General features: G+C 71.4%; 20 protein-coding genes. 8 read left to right on the top strand and 12 right to left on the bottom strand.

All coding sequences use genetic code 11. The features are described 5' to 3' along the window. Positions 1 to 67 precede the first annotated feature (67 nt). The 4 genes from KVY00_RS05100 to KVY00_RS05085 all read right to left on the bottom strand — a co-directional run bounded on the left by KVY00_RS05100 (position 68) and on the right by KVY00_RS05085 (position 5860). Positions 68 to 1060: a C-terminal binding protein gene (locus KVY00_RS05100; protein WP_223044624.1), complete on the bottom strand. Its 993-nt coding sequence runs from the start codon at positions 1058 to 1060 to the stop codon at positions 68 to 70. Beyond that, on the bottom strand, positions 1057 to 2700 hold the full coding sequence (locus KVY00_RS05095; protein ID WP_255572773.1) for a thiamine pyrophosphate-binding protein: 1644 nt from the start codon (positions 2698 to 2700) through the stop codon (positions 1057 to 1059). The genes KVY00_RS05100 and KVY00_RS05095 overlap by 4 nt, the downstream gene beginning before the upstream one ends. An 11-nt stretch (positions 2701 to 2711) precedes the next feature. Continuing rightward, positions 2712 to 4067 carry an MFS transporter gene (locus KVY00_RS05090; RefSeq protein ID WP_223044623.1) on the bottom strand — a complete coding sequence of 452 codons (1356 nt, stop codon included), beginning with the start codon at positions 4065 to 4067 and terminating at the stop codon, positions 2712 to 2714. Between the two features lie 122 nt (positions 4068 to 4189). Continuing rightward, positions 4190 to 5860, bottom strand: coding sequence for an amidohydrolase (locus KVY00_RS05085; RefSeq protein WP_223044622.1), 1671 nt, complete (start codon positions 5858 to 5860; stop codon positions 4190 to 4192). 198 nt (positions 5861 to 6058) lie between these two features. Here KVY00_RS05085 and KVY00_RS05080 point away from each other — a divergent pair, with 198 nt between their 5' ends. Continuing rightward, positions 6059 to 6982 (top strand): Lrp/AsnC family transcriptional regulator, encoded by a 924-nt coding sequence (locus tag KVY00_RS05080; protein ID WP_223044621.1) that lies wholly within the window; start codon positions 6059 to 6061, stop codon positions 6980 to 6982. Between the two features lie 196 nt (positions 6983 to 7178). Here KVY00_RS05080 and KVY00_RS05075 read toward each other — a convergent pair whose 3' ends face one another. Continuing rightward, positions 7179 to 7871: a lysophospholipid acyltransferase family protein gene (locus KVY00_RS05075; RefSeq protein ID WP_255572771.1), complete on the bottom strand. Its 693-nt coding sequence runs from the start codon at positions 7869 to 7871 to the stop codon at positions 7179 to 7181. Between the two features lie 157 nt (positions 7872 to 8028). Between KVY00_RS05075 and KVY00_RS05070 the strand changes: the two genes are divergently transcribed. From KVY00_RS05070 to KVY00_RS05050, 5 genes are all read left to right on the top strand, one after another. Continuing rightward, positions 8029 to 8841: an ABC transporter ATP-binding protein gene (locus KVY00_RS05070; protein WP_223044620.1), complete on the top strand. Its 813-nt coding sequence runs from the start codon at positions 8029 to 8031 to the stop codon at positions 8839 to 8841. Continuing rightward, the gene (locus tag KVY00_RS05065) at positions 8838 to 9479 is read left to right on the top strand and encodes an ABC transporter permease (RefSeq protein ID WP_223044619.1); all 642 of its coding nucleotides are present in this window, start codon (positions 8838 to 8840) and stop codon (positions 9477 to 9479) included. Before KVY00_RS05070 ends, KVY00_RS05065 begins: the two co-directional genes overlap by 4 nt. Further along, positions 9476 to 10297: an ABC transporter permease gene (locus KVY00_RS05060; RefSeq protein ID WP_255572770.1), complete on the top strand. Its 822-nt coding sequence runs from the start codon at positions 9476 to 9478 to the stop codon at positions 10295 to 10297. The genes KVY00_RS05065 and KVY00_RS05060 overlap by 4 nt, the downstream gene beginning before the upstream one ends. Continuing rightward, a complete protein-coding gene (locus tag KVY00_RS05055) occupies positions 10294 to 11253 on the top strand; it encodes an ABC transporter substrate-binding protein (protein WP_223044618.1) in 960 nt (319 codons plus the stop codon). The genes KVY00_RS05060 and KVY00_RS05055 overlap by 4 nt, the downstream gene beginning before the upstream one ends. 107 nt (positions 11254 to 11360) lie before the next feature. Further along, entirely contained in the window at positions 11361 to 12926 is a 1566-nt protein-coding gene (locus KVY00_RS05050) for an FAD-dependent oxidoreductase (protein ID WP_223044617.1), read from the top strand. A 13-nt stretch (positions 12927 to 12939) separates the two neighbouring features. On the opposite strand, the gene KVY00_RS05045 is transcribed toward KVY00_RS05050, so the two are convergent. After that, entirely contained in the window at positions 12940 to 13362 is a 423-nt protein-coding gene (locus KVY00_RS05045) for an NUDIX hydrolase (protein WP_223044616.1), read from the bottom strand. 212 nt (positions 13363 to 13574) lie between these two features. After that, positions 13575 to 14357, bottom strand: a complete 783-nt coding sequence (locus tag KVY00_RS05040) for a M15 family metallopeptidase (protein WP_223044615.1) — start codon at positions 14355 to 14357, stop codon at positions 13575 to 13577. A 32-nt stretch (positions 14358 to 14389) separates the two neighbouring features. Between KVY00_RS05040 and KVY00_RS05035 the strand changes: the two genes are divergently transcribed. Next, complete coding sequence (locus KVY00_RS05035; protein WP_223044614.1) at positions 14390 to 15640, top strand: CapA family protein; 1251 nt, start codon at positions 14390 to 14392, stop codon at positions 15638 to 15640. A gap of 29 nt (positions 15641 to 15669) precedes the next feature. On the opposite strand, the gene KVY00_RS05030 is transcribed toward KVY00_RS05035, so the two are convergent. Then, positions 15670 to 16545 carry a carbon-nitrogen family hydrolase gene (locus tag KVY00_RS05030; RefSeq protein ID WP_223044613.1) on the bottom strand — a complete coding sequence of 292 codons (876 nt, stop codon included), beginning with the start codon at positions 16543 to 16545 and terminating at the stop codon, positions 15670 to 15672. Positions 16546 to 16621: 76 nt separating this feature from the next. Here KVY00_RS05030 and KVY00_RS05025 point away from each other — a divergent pair, with 76 nt between their 5' ends. Continuing rightward, the gene (locus KVY00_RS05025) at positions 16622 to 17197 is read left to right on the top strand and encodes a DUF4916 domain-containing protein (RefSeq protein ID WP_223044612.1); all 576 of its coding nucleotides are present in this window, start codon (positions 16622 to 16624) and stop codon (positions 17195 to 17197) included. A 24-nt stretch (positions 17198 to 17221) separates the two neighbouring features. Here the strand turns inward: KVY00_RS05025 and KVY00_RS05020 are convergent, their stop codons facing one another. The 4 genes from KVY00_RS05020 to KVY00_RS05005 are packed head-to-tail and all read right to left on the bottom strand — an operon-like array spanning position 17222 to position 19541. After that, the gene (locus KVY00_RS05020; protein ID WP_223044611.1) at positions 17222 to 17686 is read right to left on the bottom strand and encodes a SprT-like domain-containing protein; all 465 of its coding nucleotides are present in this window, start codon (positions 17684 to 17686) and stop codon (positions 17222 to 17224) included. Continuing rightward, positions 17679 to 18554: a spermidine synthase gene (locus KVY00_RS05015; RefSeq protein ID WP_223044610.1), complete on the bottom strand. Its 876-nt coding sequence runs from the start codon at positions 18552 to 18554 to the stop codon at positions 17679 to 17681. Before KVY00_RS05015 ends, KVY00_RS05020 begins: the two co-directional genes overlap by 8 nt. Continuing rightward, a complete protein-coding gene (locus KVY00_RS05010; protein WP_223044609.1) occupies positions 18551 to 18862 on the bottom strand; it encodes a glutaredoxin domain-containing protein in 312 nt (103 codons plus the stop codon). Before KVY00_RS05010 ends, KVY00_RS05015 begins: the two co-directional genes overlap by 4 nt. Positions 18863 to 18872: 10 nt before the next feature. Continuing rightward, positions 18873 to 19541 (bottom strand): phosphatase PAP2 family protein, encoded by a 669-nt coding sequence (locus KVY00_RS05005; protein ID WP_223044608.1) that lies wholly within the window; start codon positions 19539 to 19541, stop codon positions 18873 to 18875. Between the last annotated feature and the right edge of the window lie 97 nt (positions 19542 to 19638).

Here is a 19638-nt window from a genome sequence, read left to right as displayed (position 1 = left end):
TGCCGCGCCCGACGGCGCTCGCCCAGGGCAGCGAGCGTCATCTCGATAGGGGCAGGCTCACCGAGCCCTACTCCGGGCGATTGACCGGAGAGTCGGGCGCGCCCGTTTCGAGCAGTGAGACGGCGTTCTGCGCCTGGATCCGCACGTACTCGACCTCGGTGCGCGCCGAGAAGTACGCGATGTGCGGGGTGAGCACTACATCGTCGCGGCCGAGGAGGGGGTGCCCCGGCTCGGGCGGCTCCTGATCGAGCACGTCGAGGGCCGCACCCGAGAGCTGCCCCGAGTCGAGCGCGGCGACCAGCGCGTCGTTGTCGATGAGCGCGCCCCGCGACACGTTCACGATCACGGAGCCGCGAGGCATCGCCGACAGGAACTCGGCATCGACCATGCGCTCGGTCTCGGGTGTGAGCGGCAGGTGGAGCGAGAGCACGTGCGACGACGCCCGCACCTCGTCGAGGCTCGCGCGCCGCACGCCGAGCGCGTCGAGCTCGGCCCGCACCTCGGCGGTGTCGGGCAGCATGGGATCGTAGCCGACCACCGAGCCGAAGAGGGGAGCGGCGAGGCGCACGAGCTCGCGCCCGATCCGCCCGAGCCCGATGACGCCGAGCGTCGTCTCGCTGAGGCGGGGCGGTGCCGCAGGCGCGCGATCGTTCCAGTCGCGCGGGTTCGCCGAGGCGGTGTAAAAGGGGAGCTGCCGCACGGTGCTGAGCAGGATCGCGAGCGCGTGGGTCGCGACCTCCTCGGTGGCGGCGCCCGGCACGTTCGTCACCCAGACGCCGCGCTCGGTCGCGGCCTCGACGTCGACGTAGTCGAAGCCCATCGACATGAGCGGGACGATTCGCAACTCGGGCAGCGCCTCGATGACCTCGCGGGTCACGGGGGCGTATCCGGGCAGCAGCGCGACGGCGCCCCGCGATCCCTCGATGATCGCCTCGGGATCGCGGGTGCCGAGCACCCGCACCTCGAAGCCGTGCTCCTCGAGCAGCCGGATGCCGATCGCGGGGTCGGTGTCGTCCACGTCGGTGTAGACCGCGAGAGGCCGCTCGCCGCGGGCGCTCACGAGGCGTCCGCTTCCGAGAGATCGAACGCCGCCTGATCGATGTGGATCAGCTGCAGGCCACCCTCGCTCACCGCCGCCTCGACGGCGCGCGCCAGTTCGCCCGGGTTGCCGGCGCTGCGGCCCCGCCCGCCGAACGCGTCGGCGACGGCGACCCAGTCGGGCTGCGCGAGTTCGACGCCCACCGGCGCGATGCCGGCGTCGGCCTCGTTCTGCTTGATCTCGGCGTAGCCGCCGTTGTCGACCACGATCACGGTGACGTCCTCGCCCTGCTCGACGACCGTGATGAACTCGTTCATGGAGAACATGAGGGCGCCGTCGCCCGTGACGACGAACGAGGGGCGGTGCGGTGCGGCGATACGGGAGCCGAGCGCCGCGGGCAGCCCGTAGCCGAGCGTGGCGTAGGTCGCCATGTACGGCATCGAGTTCGGCTCGGATACGCGCAGTGCGTTGAGCAGCCCCCAGTAGGCGATCTGCGAGGAGTCGGTCGAGACGATCGCGTGCTCGGGCAGGGCCGCGGCGATGCGTTCGGCGAGCACGGTGTTCGTCGCCGACAGCTCGGCCGATTCGGTGCGCGCGGCGGCGAGCGCCTCGCGCACCAGGGCCTCGGCGGTTTCGGTGCGCGCTGGATCCGGATCCTCGTCCGCCAGCGCGTCGAGGATCGCGGAGAGCGTGGCCGCGGCGTCGCCCACGAGGCCGACGTCGGCGCGCTGATTCTTGTCGATCTGCGACTCCAGCAGATCGATGCGGATCACGCTGCCCTCGGCGCGCAGCCGGTCGAGCCACAGCTCGGCCTCACCCAGCTTCGATCCCACGACGAGCAGCACGTCGGCCTCTTGGGCGACCCTCCGCCCCGCGGCCAGGCGCAGGTTCGAGCCGGCGGCGAGCGGGTGATGCTCGTCGAGCACCCCCTTCGCGTTGAGGGTCGTGACCACGGGTGCGGCGATCCGCTCGGCGAGCGCGCGCAACTCCGCGCCCGCCCCGCGCGACCCGCCGCCGGCCAGGATCGCGGGGCGAGCGGCGCCGGCGAGCAGCGCGGCGGCCTCGGCCACCGCATCTGCCGGGGCAGCCGGGGGAGTCGGGACCTCGCGCCGGGCGGTCGCGTCGGCTGCGAGGTCGGTCTCCTGCTCGAGTACATCGAGCGGGATCTCGAGGTAGACCGGGCGCGGCCGCGTGGTGGCGAACAGCTCGAATGCGTCGTGGATCGCCGCGACGGCCTCCTCGGCCGAGCGCACCCGGCGGCCCCACTCGACGATGGCGGAGGCCGCGCCGAGCTGATCCTTCGTCTCGTGCAGAGTACCCACGTCGGCGAACTCGGACCCGAGGGCCGGGCCCGGGGAGATGATGATCATCGGGCGCGACTCGCAGTAGGCGGTGCCCGCCGCCGAGAGGGCGTTGAGCAGGCCGGGGCCGCTCGTGGTGATGACCACGCCGGGCAGGCCCGTCTGCAGCGACCACCCGTCGGCGCCGTAGCCCGCGCCCTGCTCGTGGCGGGTGGTCACGGCCCGGATCCCGAGCGCGCCCAGCGGGCGGTAGAGCTCGAGGTTGTGGGTGCCCGGGATGCCGAAGATCGTGTCGACGCCGTAGGAGCGGATCGTCTCCATGACGACCCAGCCGGTCGTGCGCTTGGGGGTGGTTTCCATGGGTGCGAAACCTATTCCTTTCCGTGAGTGTCGACCGCGGTGGTGTCGAGGCGCGGGGTGAACGACCCCGTGACCGGAGCCGTGTCCGAGTGCTGCGGTGCGAAGCGCACACCGATGAAGGCCGCGAGCGCGAGCACGCCGAAGAACGCGACGACCGACCAGAAGTTGCCGTCGGTCATGATGAGCAGGGTGGAGGCGATCGCCGGCGAGAGGCCGCCCCAGACCGCGGCGCCGATGCCGTAGGAGAGCGACATCGAGGTGTACCGCGACTGCGGGCGGAACATCTGCGCCATGAGGGTCGAGAGGGGCGCCCAGGCGCCGCTCAGCGTGACGCGGATCAGGATCACGAACAGCCAGATCATTCCGACGTTCTTGGCCTGGATCGAGAGCACGAGCGGGATGATCACGATGAACGACGGGATGATGCCGAGGTACATGACCATCTTGGGGCCGATCTTGTCGCCGAGCGCGGCGATCGGCAGCGTCACGATGAACTCGACGAGCGACGCGATCGTCATGGCGCCGAGGATGATCGACGGGTCGAGCCCGATCTCGGGACTGTCGGCGTAGTTCTGCACGAAGGTCGTCGCGATCACGTAGCCGCCGGACGACATCGCGATGATGCCGAAACCGAGCAGGATCGGCAGCCAGTTGTTCTTCAGCGCGAAGAGCAGCGGGGTCGACTGCTCGTGCCCCTCGACCTTCTCCTCGAACACGGGCGTCTCCTCGACGCGCCAGCGCACCCAGAAGCCGACGGCGATGAGCACGATGCTGAAGAGGAACGGGATGCGCCAGCCCCAGCTCAGCAGCGCGTCCTCGCCGAGCGCCGAGAGCGCCCAGAACGCGCCGGTCGCCATCATGGCGCCGAGCGGGTTGCCCACCTGCGTGAAGCCGCCGTAGAAGCTCTTCCACTTCGGCGGGGCGCTCTCGACCGCCATGAGGCTGGCGCCGCCCCATTCGCCGCCGACGGCGAGGCCCTGGGCCATGCGGCAGATGATCAGCAGGATCGGGCCCCAGATCCCGATGGTCGCGTAACCGGGCAGCAACCCGACCAGGGTCGTCGCGATGCCCATGAGCACCAGCGTGATCGTGAGCGCAGGCTTGCGGCCGAGCTTGTCGCCGATGTGGCCGAAGATGATGCCGCCGATCGGGCGCATGAAGAACGCGACGGCGTAGGTGCCGAACGAGGCGAGGGTGGCCAGAGCCGGTTCGGCCTCGGGGAAGAAGACGTGCGGGAAGATGATCGCCGCCGCGGTGGCGTAGACGTAGAAGTCGTACCACTCGATCGAGGTGCCGACGAGGGCGGCCATGCCGCCTCTCAGGGCGCGTTTATGGGAGTTCGGCGCAGCGGCCGTGGTGGTGGACATGTGAGCTCCTTTGCTGGATGTCGGAGAAGGCTCGGGAAGGTGCCGAAAGGCGGAGAATGCGTGCGCGGTGGGGATGTAACACGCATTATCCGCCTTTCGGCGGGGATAGGGGACAGGAAGGATCAGCGGGTGAAGACGCGCTCGCCGCCGACCCAGGTCTCGGTCACCGAGATCTTCGCGAGCTCGGGCACCGGGGTGGCGTGCGGATCCCGGTCGAGCACCGCGAAGTCGGCGCGCTTGCCGGCCTCGATGCTGCCGAGCTCGTCCTCTCGCCCCAGCGCACGGGCAGCTGAGATGGTGTGGGCGCGGAGGGCGGTGTCGAGCGACACCGCGAGGTCGTCGGAACCGAGCTGGGTGCCGCGGCGGGTGATGCGCGAGACGGCGGCCTGCACGGCCTCCATCGGACGAGGATCGGCGACCGGCGCGTCGGAGGAGATCGTGACGGGCACGCCCGCGCGCTCGAACTCGCCGAGGGGGTTGAAGCGCTCGCCGGGGGTGCCGACGGCCTGCTCGACGCCCTCGCCCCAGTTGTAGTGGTGCTGGGGCTGGTTGACGGGGTAGATGCCGGCCTTCGCCATGCGGGTGATCTGCTCGGGGGTGGGCAGGCCGCAGTGCTCGATGCGGTGACGGGCGTCGGGGTCGGGGCGATCCGCGAGTGCCGCCTCGATCGCGCTGATCACCATCTCGAGCGCCGTGGGCGACTGCGAGTGCGTGGCGGTCTGCAGGCCGACGCGGTGCGCCTTCCTGATGAGCTCGGTGTAGTCGCCCGGCTCGTGGTAGAGCTGACCGGTGCGGCAGGGGTCGCCCACGTAGCCGTCGGGGAAGTACGCGGTCCAGCCGCCGAGCGTGCCGTCGGAGTAGAACTTGATGCCTGCGAAGCTGAGGTGCTCGTTGCCGAACTGGCCGTGCAGGCCCATCTCGATCGCCTCGTGGAGCAGGTGCGACAGCAGGTACATGCTCACGCGCACCTTGAGGTCGCCGGATTCCGCGAGACGCAGGTACATGTCGAACTCGCGTCGGCTCACCTGGGCGTCGCCGATCGTGGTGACGCCGCCCGCGAGGAAGTTCTCCTGGGCCGCGGCGAGCTGTCGCTTGTGCTCCTCGGGCTCGTCGGCGAGGTGGAAGTTGGGGCCGTGGTGCCCGATCTTGACGCCCTCGAGGCCGGTGAGCACGTTGCACGCCGCGTCGGAGAGCTCGCCCGTGAGCTCGCCGTCGGCATCGCGGAAGAACTCGCCGCCCTTCGGGTTCGGGGTGTCGCGGGTCACGCCGTGCAGTTCGAAGGTGTAGCTGTTGACCACTCCGCCGTGGCCCGACGCGTTCATGAGGTAGACCTCGCGATCGGTCGCCACCTGGTCGAGCTCGAAGCGGGTCGGGTGGCGGCGCTCGGCGAGGTTGCGCTGCTCGTATCCGTAGCCCCGGATCGGTCGGCCCGCGGGCAGCGTCTTCGCGGCCTCCTGCAGCAGGGCGACGATCTCGGGGATCGAGCCGGCCTTGTCGGGGCCGCAGTCGACCCAGCTCATCATTTGACCGAGCATGAGGGGGTGGGCGTGCGCGTCGATGAAGCCGGGCACCACCGTGGTGTCGCCCAGATCTACGAGCTCGGGCTCGAGCGCGCTCACCTCGGCGGCTGCGGAGCGGCACTCGGCCACGGTGCCGACGTGCGCGAAGCGGTCTCCGATGACGAGGAACGCCTCGGGGGTGCTCCCCGACTCGTCGAGGGCGTCGATGCGCGCGGCCGTGACGATCTTCGGCGCGGTCGGGACGGGGGCCTGGGTGAACGCGAGCTTGCGCACGGTGAACTCCTTCGTGTCGAATCGATACGAGAGTACGCGGCTCGGGCTCGCGTTGGAAGCCAGATTGTGCGTCAGTTTCGCTGTCGCCGCAGTTATGTCGTCACAGACTGGCATTTTTTCGAGCGGATGTGCTGCTCTGGCTCGTGAGACAGAATTTTTGATGCGATCCGTCGGGGATGGTTCTGGCAGGATGCAGGCATGGACGATTTCGATGAGGATCTCATTCGCGCCCTCCAGCTCGACGGGCGCGCGCAGTTCTCCGCGCTCGCGACGAAGCTCGGCGTGCATCGAACCCTCGTCGCCCAGCGGGTCCACGAACTGCTGGCCGCCGGCGAGATCCGGATCCTCGCGGCCGTGCACCCGCGCGCCGTCGGCCTCCCGATCCAGGCCAACCTGCAACTGCGCATCAGCGGATCCACCTCGCCCGTGTTCGAGCGGCTGCGCGAGTTCCCGAACGTCGTGTTCCTGTCGGAGATCAGCGGGCAGTCGCAGGCCGTGGTCGAGGTGTGGGCGGCCGACAGCGACGACGTGGGTCGCTCGGTGCGCGCGATCCAGGCGATCGACGGCGTGGACGAGGTGCAGTTCTCCCTCTACGACCGGGTGCTCCGGCGACTGCGGCTGGGGGAGGATCCCGAACCGACGGATCTCGAGTTCGACGACTTCGATATCGAGCTCATGGCGCAGTTGCAGACGGACGGCCGGCTCACCTTCGGCGAGCTCGCGCGGCGCACCGGGCGGTCGGCGTCAGCGTGCCGGGCGCGCGTGCTGCGGCTGCTCGACTCGGGCATCATGCGCATCGGGGCGGTGCGCAGCCGACGCAGCGCGACGACATCGGTGCTGTCGGGTGTGGGGATCATGCTCACCGGAGAAGCCGACGATCTGGCCTCGGCGGAGGAACTGCTGCTCGGCATCCCGACGATCGAGTTCGCCGCGCGCACGCTGGGCCGCTACGGGCTCATCGCGACGATCGCGGCGAGGTCGCTCGCCGATTACACGGATATCGTGCGGAGGATCCGCGCGCACCCCGGGGTGCGCTTCGTCGAGACCTGGATCCACGCCTTCGTCTGGCTCGAGCGCTACGAGTGGAGTCTCGACCGTCTGGAGCGCAATCGCCGGGCGTGAGGGGCTCGTCGCTGAGCCTGTCGAAGCGGCGAAACCCATACGCTATCCGAATCGCGTAGACCCCCCGAACGGCATAGGCCCACGCATTCGGGGTCACTTTCTGCCGTGTCACCGATCCGGGGTCACTTTCTGCCGTGTCGCCCGACGCGACACGCACGAAAACGACCCCGAATCGGGGAGGACGTGCGCGGTTCGCTCAGGCGCCGCGGCCTCCCGCGGCGTGGTCGTCGGCGAGCTCCTGGCCGGTGAGGGCGTGGATCGCCGTCATGATCCGCTCGGTGGCCTCGCGGCGGGCGCGGCCGCCCGGCAGCCCCGCGAGGTCTTCGAGCGGCACCGGCGGGCCGAAGCGCACCTCCACCCGGGCGGCCCGCCCCGTGGCGGGATCCCGCAGCTTGCGGTTCGTGCCGATGAGGCCCACCGGCACCACGGTCGCCCCGGTCTCGAGCGCGAGCCAGGCCGCCCCGGCGCGCCCGCGGTAGAGGCGGCCGTCGCGCGAGCGGCTGCCCTCCGGGAACACAGCGAAGACACTGCCGGAGGCGAGCACCCCGCGCCCCGCGTCGAGCGCCTCCTGCGCGGCCGACGAGGCCTCGCGGTGCACCGGGATCGCGCCGATCTGCCTGAAGAACCAGCCTCCGATGCGCGATTCGAAGAGCGATGCCTTCGCGAGGAACTGCACCTTGCGCGGCGAGAACGACGGGATGAGGATCGTGTCGAGCCCCGAGAGGTGGTTGCTGGCGAGCAGCACGGGGCCTGCCGCGGGTACGTGCTCGCGGCCCGACACGCGGGGCCGGAAGCGCAGTCTCAGCAGAGGTCTCAGCACCGCTCGGCCGATGAAGAAGACGGGGCCCGGGCGTGCGGTCGGCGTGGTCGCGGCGGTCGAGGAGCTCACACTGCGAGCCTATCCCCGGCCGACTCTCTCCGTCTGCCATCCCCGCCGCATACACCGTGGCGCGTCGTCTGGCAAGCCCCCTGTGCGGCGTCCGCGGGCGGTCGTTAGGGTGGGGTGAGCGGAACCACCGCGCGCCCGACCTCAGGGAGGTGACGACGTGATCGAGTTCGAGCACGTATCCAAGGCCTACCCGGGTGGAGCGACGGCCGTGCATGATTTCTCATGCGCGGTGCCCTCGCACCGCACGGTGGTGCTCGTCGGATCCTCGGGCTCGGGCAAGACCACGCTGTTGCGGATGGTGAACCGCATGGTCGATCCCACGCAGGGCCGGGTGCTCATCGACGGCGAGGACGTGCGCGACCGCGACCCCGTCGAGCTGCGCCGCTCGATCGGATACGTGATGCAGCACGGCGGGCTGCTGCCGCATCGGACCGTGCGCGACAACGTGGCGACCGTGCCGATCCTGTCGGGAACCCCGCGGCGAGCGGCGCGCGCGGCAGCGGGGGAGCTGCTGGAGCGGGTGGGGCTCGATCCCGCGCTCGGCGACCGCTACCCGGCGCAGCTCTCGGGCGGCCAGCAGCAGCGCGTCGGCGTCGCACGCGCCCTGGCTTCCGACCCCAACATTCTGCTCATGGACGAGCCATTCGGCGCCGTCGACCCGATCGTTCGCCGAGAGCTGCAGCACGAACTGCTGCAGCTGCAGTCGGAGCTCGGCAAGACGATCGTGTTCGTGACGCACGACGTCGACGAGGCGTTCCTGCTGGGCGACGAGGTGGTCGTGCTCGAGAGCGGGGGCAGGATCGCGCAGCGCGGCACGCCCCCGGAGATCCTCGCGGATCCGGCGAGCGATTTCGTGCGCGACTTCGTCGGTGCCGATCGCGCCGAGCGCCGGCTGCGCCGCGTCGAAGTGGGAGGCCGCAGCGTCGCCGTCGACGAGGACGGCCGGCCCGTGGGGGTGCTGGGCCGGTGAGCTGGCTGCTCGCGAACTGGGACGCCGTGGCCGGACTCGCGGTCGACCACCTGCTGCTCAGCCTGCCCGCGATCCTCGTGAGCGTGCTCATCGCCGTGCCGATCGGCCGCCTCGCGTTCCGCAGGCCCCGCATCGGCGGCCCGCTGCTCTCGCTCGCGACGCTCGCCTACGCGATCCCGGCGCTGCCGCTGCTCATCATCCTCCCCGCGATCATCGGCACGCCCCTGCGGTCGTGGCAGACGATGGTCGCCGCGCTCACGGTGTACGGCGTCGCGCTGCTCGTGCGCACCGCGTGCGACGCGTTCTCGGCCGTCGACCCCCAGTTGCGCGACGCGGCGACCGCGACGGGCTACTCGCCGCGGGGCCTGTTCTGGCGGGTCGACCTGCCGCTCGCGGTGCCCGTGCTGATCTCGGGCGTGCGCGTGGTGACGGTGTCGACGATCAGCCTGGTCACCCTCGGCGCGCTGATCGGCGTGCCCGGCCTCGGCACGCTGCTCACCGACGGCTTCCAGCGCGGGATCGCGGCGGAGGTGTGGACCGGGGTGCTCGCCACCGCGATCCTGGCGCTGCTGCTCGATGCCGCGGTGCTCGGGATCGGCCGGGCGCTCACCCCGTGGACGAGAGGGGCGAGGGCATGACCCCCGCCGCACTCGGCCTGTTCGGCGAGGCCCTGGGCTGGCTCGCCGATCCCGCGCACTGGAGCGGTGCCGGAGGGATCCCGAGCCGCATGCTCCAGCACCTCGGGGTGACCGCGCTCGTGCTCCTCATCGCGGGTGCTGTCGCACTGCCGGCCGGGGTGCTCATCGGGCACACCAGGCGCGGATCCGGGCTCGTCGGCGGGCTCACCGGGGCCGCCCGCGCGCTGCCCACCCTCGGCCTGCTCACGCTCTTCGGCCTCGCGTTCGGGATCGGCCTGACGGCGCCCCTGCTGGCACTCGTCGTGCTCGCGGTGCCGTCGCTGCTCGCCGGGGCGTACGCGGGGGTGCAGGCCATCGACCCCTCGGTACCCGCAGCGGCGAAGGCCGTGGGGTTCAGCCCGGCCCAGGTGATCCTGCGCGTCGAACTACCGCTGTCGCTGCCCGTCATGGTCGGCGGAGTGCGCGCGGCGACGCTGCAGGTCGTGTCGACCGCGACGCTCGCCGCCTACACGGCGGATATCGGTCTCGGCCGCTATCTGTTCGCCGGCCTCAAGTCGCGCGACTACGTGCAGATGCTGGCGGGCGCACTGCTCGTCGTGGCGATCACCCTGCTGCTTGAACTGCTGCTCGCGCTCTGCCAGCGCGCAGCCTCCGCCCGCTTCGGAAGGCCCGGATCCCGGGCTCCGCGCGCCAGGCCCGCGGGGCTCGGCGCGCCCGGCGATCCCGATCTCTCCGCCCCCTCCGACCCGCGCCCGCCCTCACCCGAACCATCCGACCGACCCGTCTCACCCGACCGACGAGAGGAAGCACGATCATGATCCATCGCCTTCAGCCCAGCCGAACCATCGGTCGTACCCCGTGGCGCCGCGCCGCGCTCGCCGCGGGCGCGCTCGTGCTCTCCGCGGGCCTCCTCACCGCCTGCGGGGGCGGCGACCCGCTCGCCGACCCCGACCCCGCGACGCCGGCCGAGGGGGACACCATCGTGATCGGCTCGCAGGACTACTACTCCAATGAGATCATCGCCGAGGTGTACGCGCAGGCGCTCGAAGCGGGCGGCTACGAAGTCGACCGGCAGTTCCGCATCGGCCAGCGCGAGGTCTACCTGCCCGAGCTCGAGGCGGGATCGATCGACCTCTTCCCCGAGTACAGCGGCAACCTGCTGCAGTACTGGGAGCCCGACACCGAGGCCCGCCTGAGCGACGACGTCTACTCCGCGCTCGAGCAGGCCGCGCCCGACGGCCTGCGCGTGCTCGAGCAGGCGCCGGCCACCGACCAGGACTCCTACATGGTGACCCGCGAGTTCGCCGAGCAGTGGGACCTCGAGCAGGTGGAAGACCTGGCTGAGGTCGACGAGCCCCTCACCCTCGGCGCGAACTCGGAGGCCGAGAGCCGCCCCTACGGCCCGAAGGGTCTCGCCGACGTCTACGGCGTCGAGGACGTCGCGTTCACCCCCATCGAGGACGGCGGCGGTCCGCTCACGGTGAAGGCGCTGCGAGACGGCTCGATCCAGCTCGCCATTATCTACACCGCCGACCCCAGCGTGGCCGAGAACGATCTCGTGGCGCTCGAGGACACGAAGGGGCTCTTCCTCGCCTCGCACGTCGTGCCGCTCGCGAGCGACCGCGTCGACGAGGGCGCAGAGCAGATCATCGACGAGGTCAGTGCGGCGCTCACCTCGGAGGACCTCCTCACGATGAACGGCCGCAGCGTGAACGACGAGCTGTCGCCCGACCGCATCGCGGGCGATTGGCTCGCCGAGAAGAAGCTCGTCTGAGGCCGGACCCGGCGGCTCCTTCTGCGAGATACTGCGATTCGCTCCGCTCGCGCAGCACGTCAGCGAGTCGCGGGACCCCGCTCCCGGGATCTGAAAGGATACGTGGCATGAACAGCATCAGCGTGGACCTCGCGATCGTCGGCTCGGGGTCGGGCAACTCGCTCGTCACCCCGTTCTGGGACGACAAGCGGGTCGCGATCGCCGAGCACGGGGTGTTCGGCGGCACCTGCCTGAACGTGGGGTGCATTCCCACGAAGATGTACGTGCGCCCGGCGGCGCTCGCGAGCAGCACCGCGGAGGCCGCGAGGCTCGGGGTCGACCTGCGGTTCGAGGGGGCCGACTGGCGAGGGATCCGCGACCGCATCTTCTCGCGCATCGACGCGATCTCCGAGGCAGGGGAGCGGTACCGCGCCGAGGAGCTCGACAACGTCGAGCTCGTGCGCAGCCGCGTGCGGCTCGACGGGCAGCGGGCGCTCGTGGTCGACGGCGCCGCGTCCGAGGCGGGGAGCGGTGAAGGAGCCGTCACCCGGGTCGAGGCCGAGCAGCTCGTCATCGCCGCCGGCTCGCGGGCGGTGCTGCCCGACATCCCGGGGATCGACCTGCCCGGCGTGCACACCTCCGACACGGTGATGCGCATCGACGAGCTGCCGCGTCGGGTCGTCGTGATCGGCGGCGGGTACATCGCGTGCGAGTTCGCCGCCGTCTTCTCGGGCCTCGGGTCCGAGGTCGTGCAGGTGGTGCGCGGCGACACGCTGCTGCGCCGCCTCGACGTCGAGATCTCGGAGTGCTTCACCGCCGAGGCCGCGAAGCGCTGGGACCTGCGGCTCGGCTGCTCGGTGGCGGAGATCTCCGAGGACGGGGCGGGCGGGTTGCTCGCGGAGCTGGTGCGGTCAGACGCGGGAACGGGATCTGACTCGGGATCTGACTCGGGATCTGACTCGGTGACCTGCTCTGGCTCGGGAACCGGCTCGGATTCGGAATCGGGGTCGGGATCCGGCTCACGGGAGGGCGACGACGGCCCGCTGCGCGCCGACATCGTGCTCGTGGCGACCGGTCGCCGCCCCAATTCCGATCTCGTGGGCGCTGCCGAGGCCGGCTTCGATCTGCACGACGACGGCCGGATCGCGGTCGACGAGTACCAGCGCGTGCTCTCGGGCGGGCAGCCGGTCGACGGCGTCTACGCTCTTGGCGATGTCTGCTCGCCGTTCCAGCTCAAGCACGTCGCCAACCACGAGGCGCGCGTCGTTGCCCACAACCTCGAGCACCCCGACGACCTGCGCCGTTCGCGGCACGAGGCTGTGCCGGCCGCGGTGTTCAGCGACCCCGAGCTCGCCCAGGTCGGGCTCACCGAGGCGGAGGCGGTCGAGTCGATCGGCGCCGAGCACGTCACCGTGAAGGTGCAGCGCTACGGCGACACGGCGTACGGCTGGGCGATGGAGGATCGGACGGGAGTCTTCAAGGCCATCGCCGACCGGCGCGACGGGCGCATCCTCGGCGCCCACGCGATGGGGTATCAGGCATCGAACCTGGTGCAGGTCGTGGTGATGGCGATGAGCTTCGGGATCGACGCGCACACGGCGGCTCGGGGGCAGTACTGGATCCATCCCGCGCTCATGGAGGTCGTGGAGAACGCGCTGCTCGGCCTCGAGACGCCCGCCGGCGACGTGCTCTGAGGTCAGACCCCCGTCACCGGCCGAGCAGCGCCGGGAACACGAAGTCGGTGTTGAGCGGGGCCATGTCGGGGCGCGCGGTCGCAGCCGGGTCCACCCACTCGAGGTATTCGATCTCGGCCCGCGGCTTCGCATCCGCGGCACCGTCCACGAGCGGGTGCTCGAAGACCGACGCCTCGACCGTGTGCCCGGGCTCGTTCGCCGCTACGGCGCTGAACACACCCAGATCGCGCAGGCGGTCGCGGTCGAGTGCGATCCCGAGCTCCTCCTCGAACTCCCGCACGGCGGTGTCGCGCGGATCCTCGCCGAGCTCGTGCTTGCCGCCCGGCAGCATGAGCGATGACGTGCCGCGCTTGCGCACGTTGAGCACGCGGCCGGATTCGTCGCGCATCACGACGGCGCTGACACGGATGATGAGGGTTTCTGCTGCAGCGGTCACCCGTCGAGCCTAGCGTTTCGCTCGGTGCGGGTTCTGAGCCGAAGGCGCTCCCTCCGCCTCGCCGGCGTAGACCTCCCGCACCGTTGTAGACCTCTCGCACCGCGCGAGAGATCTACAACGGTGCGGGAGGTCCACAACGGCGCCGAGGCTCCTCAGCCAAGTCGTGCGCTGCGCATCGCGGCGCAGGCCCTTCGGCGACCACGCAGTGCGAGCTACTCGGCGTAGTCGGGGGCCGGCGGCAGCCCGAAGAACTCCTCGAGGGTGGACGTGCCGCTCGCGCGCATCTCCTGCGCCAGCTCGACGCCGACGTAGCGGAAGTGCCACGGCTCGGGCATGAAACCGGTGACCTCCTGCTCGCCCTCGGGGTAGCGCACGATGAAGCCGTGCTCGGCCGCGTGCTCGGCGAGCCAGACGCCCGCGGGCGTCTCCCCGAAGCAGGCGGCCAGGTAGCAGTCCCCGTGGTCGTCGAGGTCGACCACGAGCCCCGTCTGGTGCTCGGAGTGCCCGGGGCGGGCCGAGTAGGTGTCGGCCGCGGCCTGGCCGTCGCGCGCGACGTAGTTGTCGTAGAGCGTCACCTGCGTGGCGTAGTCGCGGTAGGCGCTGATGATGCGCACCTCGTGGCCCGCCGCCGCGGCTGCGGCGACGAAGCCCTCGACGGCGCGCGCCGCGGGCTCGCGCAGGGGCTGCGAGAACTCGTTCTCGACGCCCTCGGGCATCGAGAGATCGGAGGGGGCGAAGTCGACGGGGGAGAGGGGACGCAGCTTGTTGCTCACCACCCAGATCGACGCGGGGTCGTCGATCGAGTGGGCGGCGCGGTCGAACTCGGGTTCGGCCGGCGGTTCGGCGGTGGGCTCCGCGGTCGGAGCGGGGGTCGCGGAGGCCTCGGCGGCGGGTTCGGGATCGGCCGCGGGCTCCGGGGCGCAGCCGGCGACCGGCAGCGCGACGCCGAAGAGCAGCAGCGCGGCGAGCGAGGGGCGGAGGATCCTGGCCGTCATGCCCTCAGCCTAATCGCGCATAGGGTGGGATCATGACGCAGGAGAACCCCGCCCGCTCCGGCCCGTCCCGGCGTACCAGGCTTACCATCACGATCGTCGTCGCGGCACTCGTGCTGCTGGGCGGCGGCACGGCGGCGGCGCTGTGGTGGGGCGGATCGGATCCGGATCCCGCACCGACAGCGGCCCCCGACCCGGCCCCCGAGCAGCCGGAGCCCGACCCGGGAACGGACGCGCCGGCCGAGGCCGATCCGATCCACGTCATCGCCATGGGCGACATGCTGCCGCACGACTCCGTGAACGCGAACGCGCAGCTGCCCGACGGCGGGTGGGACTACGGTCAGTTCTTCGAGGGCATCCGCGCGCAGCTGGATGCGGCAGACGCGACGTTCTGCAACCAGGAGGTGCCGAGCGCGGGAGCCGACTTCGGCATCAGCGGGTACCCGACCTTCAACGCGCCGACGGAGTTCGCGCGCGATCTGCACGACGCGGTCGGCTGCGACCTCGTCAACCTGGCCAACAACCACGCCGCCGACAAGGGCGCGGAGGGCATCGCGGCGACCCGCGCGGTGTGGGACGGGCTCACGCCCTCCGCGGTGAGCGGGGCCAATCGCAGCGCGGAGGAGCAGCGAGCGGTGCAGGTCTTCGAGCAGGACGGGGTGCGCATCGCGCTCGTCTCGTTCGCCGAGTACTCGAACGCTCCGATCGACGGCGTCTCGCTGAACATGATGGGGGACGACGCGCTCGTCGCCGAGCTGATGGCCGAGGCTCGGGATCAGGCCGACACCGTGATCGTCTCCGCGCACTGGGGCACGGAGGACTCGCACGAGGTGAACGAGGCTCAGACGGCGTTCGCCCAGCGCGTGGCCGACCTCGGAGCCGATGTGGTCGTGGGCACCGGCCCGCACGTGCTGCAGCCGGTCACCTGGCTCGACCGGGCAGACGGCGGTCGCACCCTCGTCTGGTACTCCATCGGCAACATGCTCAGCACCCAGCTCGAGCTCGCGCAGCGCACCGGTGCGATCGCCGGCTTCGACCTCGTGCGCGACGACGCCGGCGCGGTGCACGTGGAGAACCCCACGGCGATCCTCACCTACATGCACTACGAGTGGACGCCGGAGCAGGAGGCGGCGGGCGACCTCATGGCGCGGCACGGCCTGTCGATCACCCCGCTCTCGGCCTCGGGCGAGCTGCTGCAGCAGACGAGCTTCGGGGTGACGGCCGAGCAGCAGGTCGAGGCGTCCTCGGAGATCCTCGGGCCCGACGTGACCGTGCTGCCCGAGTAGGGGCTCGGGGTCGCGGCCCGGGGGCGACCTCAGGGGAGCGGATCGGCCGAGAGCGCCGCGTACTGCTCCGTGCTCAGCCGGTCGGCGATCACAGGGAACTCCTCGCGCACCTCGGCGACACGGCCGGTATTGACCTCGACCACGAGCACCTCCTCGCCGTCGCCGCACTCAGCAATGACGCGGCCCGAGGGATCGACGACGCGGCTGAAGCCGCCGAGCGGCACCGCCCGCTCGTCCTCGCCCTGCGTGCCGCACGCGTTGCAGGCCAGCACCCACACCTGGTGCTCGACCGCGCGCGCCTGCGTCAGCAGGCGCCAGTGCTCGCGGCGTGCCGCGGGCCAAGCCGCGGGCACCACGACGGTCTCGGCGCCGCGCGCGCTGAGCTCCTGCCACAGCCCGGGGAAGCGGAGGTCGTAGCAGGTGGTGCTCGCGGTCCGGCCGAGGGGTCCGGGCACGACGCTCAGCGAGCTCCCCGGCCTGAGCAGCTGCGATTCGAGCGACTGATAGCCGAACACGTGGATCTTGCGGTAGGTCTGCGCGATCCGCCCCTCCGCATCGACGAGCACCGCCGTGTTGTGCAGGGCCCCGTCGGCGCCGCGCTCGACGATGCTCCCCAGGTGGATCGCCGAGCCGAGGTCGCGCGCGACGCGTCGGCACATGGCCACGGTCGCGCCGTCGAGCGTCTCGGCGCGCTCCTCGTAGCGGTCGAACGCGAAGTACCCGGCGCTCCACAGCTCGGGCAGCACGAACAGGTCGATGCCGTCGTACTGGCGCAGCAGCTGCTCGACGCGGTCGATGCGTGCTTGGGGGGTCTCGGAGTCGGGGCTCGCGATCTGCACGAGGGCGATGCGGCGAACGCCGCTGGCGGGATCCGGGTTGGCGGTCGTCGGCTTCGTCGCGTTCATGCCCCCAGCCTAACGAGTGCGCCGCTCGCCGGGCAGGGAACGCGTCGCCGCCGTGCGGCGGTGCAAGAATGGCACCATGAGCATCGACACCGCGGAGCTGCCCGAACCGGAGGGGCCGGAGGATCGCCCGGCGCCGGCCGGCAACCCCGGCTGGCTGAGCGACGACGAACTGCGATTCGTCCGAGGCCGACTGCCGGTCGTCTACGTGGAGGCCGTGCCGGTGCGGCTCGACGGCCTCGGCAGCATCGTCGAGGTCGGGCTGCTGCTGCGCAGTACACCCGAGGGTGTGATCACGCGCTCGCTCGTCTCGGGACGGGTGCGTTTCGGGGAGACGCTGCGCGAGGCGCTCTTCCGGCATCTCGAGAACGATCTCGGCCCGATGGCCTTCCCGCAGATGCCGGCGACGCTCGTACCGCTGCAGGTGGCGGAGTATTTTCCGATGCCCGGCATATCGCCCTACGTCGACGAGCGTCAGCACGCGGTCTCGCTGGTCTACGTGGTGCCGGTCACGGGCACCTGCAATCCCAGGCAGGACGCGCTCGAGGTGAGCTGGATGTCGCCGGCGGAGGCGCTTTCGCCCGACACCCTCGACGAGCTGCCCGACGGCCGCGGACGCTTGCTGCGCGACGCGCTCGCCGCCGTGGGGTGCTAGGGCGGGCGAGAACGCGGCTCGGGATCAGGCCCGCCGCTGCCAGGCGATGACGTGGGCGCGCGAGAAGCCCCGCGCGCATCTGCCGCAGGAGGTGACGCGGGTCGGCTTCCTGAAGCGGTAGTGCTCGTGGCCCGCCGGGCACGATCCCACCCACGGAGCTCTCTCGTGCGCGATCTCGCCGTCGTGCGTGCGCCCGCCGACGTAACCGATCTCGGCCGCGATCCGCTTCCACTCCGGGCCGTGCCCGGCGTCGGGGCCGGCCATCGCGTGCGCCACCTCGTGCAGCAGCACCTGGTGGATCTCGTCGTCGTCGAACTTGTCGGCGAGGTAGCGCGACACCGTGATGCGGCGCTCGGTGTAGTTGCAGAGGCCGGCTCGACGCTTCGCGCGGTCGAAGTCGAAGCCCCACGCGCCCGCGCCGAAACGGGGCTCGAGGTGCATCCGGATCAGCGCTTCGGCCCACACCCGCACGCGCGCGAGCTCAGCCACGGCCGAACACCTCGGGCGGCGGCTCCGGGCTCGGGGCCGCGTCGGCGTCGGTGACGGGTCGCGCGCCCCGCAACCACTCGGTCAGTTCGCGGTCGACCAGCATGCGCGCGGGGTGGGGGCCTCCCGCGAGCAGACGGGGCAACCACTCGAGATCGGGGGCGGCCGCCCCGTCTGCGGATGCCGGATCGCCGGAAGCGAGCAGCACCACGTTGCCGAAGCGCCGTCCCTTCAGCACCTGCGGTTCGGCGATCGCGGCGACCGTGGAGAAGACCGAGGCGAGTGTCGCGACCTGGCCCCGGGTGAAGGCCTGACCGGCCCCGTCCGTGACGTTCACGACGACCACGCCGTCCGGAGCCAGGAGCGGCCTGATGAGCTCGTAGAACTCGGCACTCGAGACGTGGGCGGGGGTGCGGTCGCCCGAGAAGATATCGACGACGACGAGGTCCATCGCGCCGCGCATGCCCTCGGGTAGCCTGCCGAGAACCTCGCGCGCATCGCCGCGTCTGATGCGGATGCTCGCGCGGCGCGGCAGCGGAGCGGCTTCGCGCACGAGATCGACGAGCGCTCCCTCGAGCTCGATGATCTGCTGCCGGCTGCCCGGACGCGTCGCCTCCACGTACCGCGGGAGCGTGAACGCGCCTCCGCCCAGGTGCAGCGCCGAGATCGGCGCGCCGGCGGGGCGGAACAGATCGATCACGTGACCGATGCGGCGCACGTACTCGAAGAAGAGCTCGGACGGGTCGCGCAGATTGACGTGGGATTGCGGCGTGCCGTCGACGAGCAGCTGGATCGCGCCGGGCACCCACCGGTCCTCCTCGAACTCGGCGGTGAGGCCGGAGCCGAGGGTGACGGGGGCGGGCAGCCTCACGGCGCCGTCTCGGTCGTGGAGCCGTCGGCCTCGATCCGCGTCGCTCCCTCGGCCCTCGCGCCGCCGAGCCCCAGCTCCGCGATCTTCTGCAGCATGTCGGCGTTCGACGGCTCGACCTGGTGGCTGCGATCGGGGTAGACGATGACGGGGATGTTGGTGCGACCGCTGATATCGTGGGCCACCTCGGCGGCCGCGGGATCCTGCACCAGATCGACGTAGCGGTAGGGGGCGCCGGCCCGGTCGAAGATCAGCTTGGCGCGGCGGCAATCACCGCACCAGTCGGCCCCGAAGATGATGGTCTCGCTCATGACCACCAGCCTAGGCCGCACCTCCGACATCGGCGTTCGGCCGTCGGCGAACCCACATCCGCCGGCCGAGCACGGCCGCGCAGATCCCGAGCAGCGCGCCCGCGAGGGTGTCGCTGAGCCAGTGCACGTGCAGTGCCGCGCGGCTCCACATCATCACCAGAACCCACGAAGCGGCCAGGATCCACATCAGTCGTCTCACCCGTTCGTCGAGGGACTCGGTCTGCGCCGCCACCAGCGCGAGCGAGCACGCCAGTGCGGCCGCCCCCATCGAGTGCCCGGAGGGATACGAACTGCCGGAGGCGTGGAAGAGCGGATCCCACGGGCGCGGACGCAGTACGAGCGCCTTCAGGGTCTCGGATGCAGCGATGCCGATCACCATCGCGGTCGCGACGGAGGCCGCGTCGCGAGGGCGGCGGAGCGCGAGCAGCAGCGCCGCCGCGATCGCCGTGCACGCGGCGGCGCCGATCCCACTTCCCGCCTCGGCCATGAACACCGCGACCGCGTAGGCCGCCGATCCGCGGGCCGCTCCGGCGACGCCGTGCCACCACTCGTCGACGCCGAACGGGCCGGAGTGCACGAACCGCAGGTACGCTCCCAGCGCCGCGATGAGCACGAGGCCCGCGAACGCCCACGGGGTCGCGGTGCGAGTGAGCGAGGCGGCGCTGGGGGAGGCGGACATGCGATCCACGCTAGCCCGGCCTCCTGCGAGCATCCCGGAGCGGCCGCTGCTCGCATGCTCCATTCCGCACCGATCGACGCTCGCGCACCCCGTAGAG

The organism is Leucobacter tenebrionis (assembly GCF_019884725.1).
In the GTDB taxonomy this organism is placed as follows: domain Bacteria; phylum Actinomycetota; class Actinomycetes; order Actinomycetales; family Microbacteriaceae; genus Leucobacter; species Leucobacter tenebrionis.
This window is presented reverse-complemented; position numbering and strand designations above follow the sequence as displayed.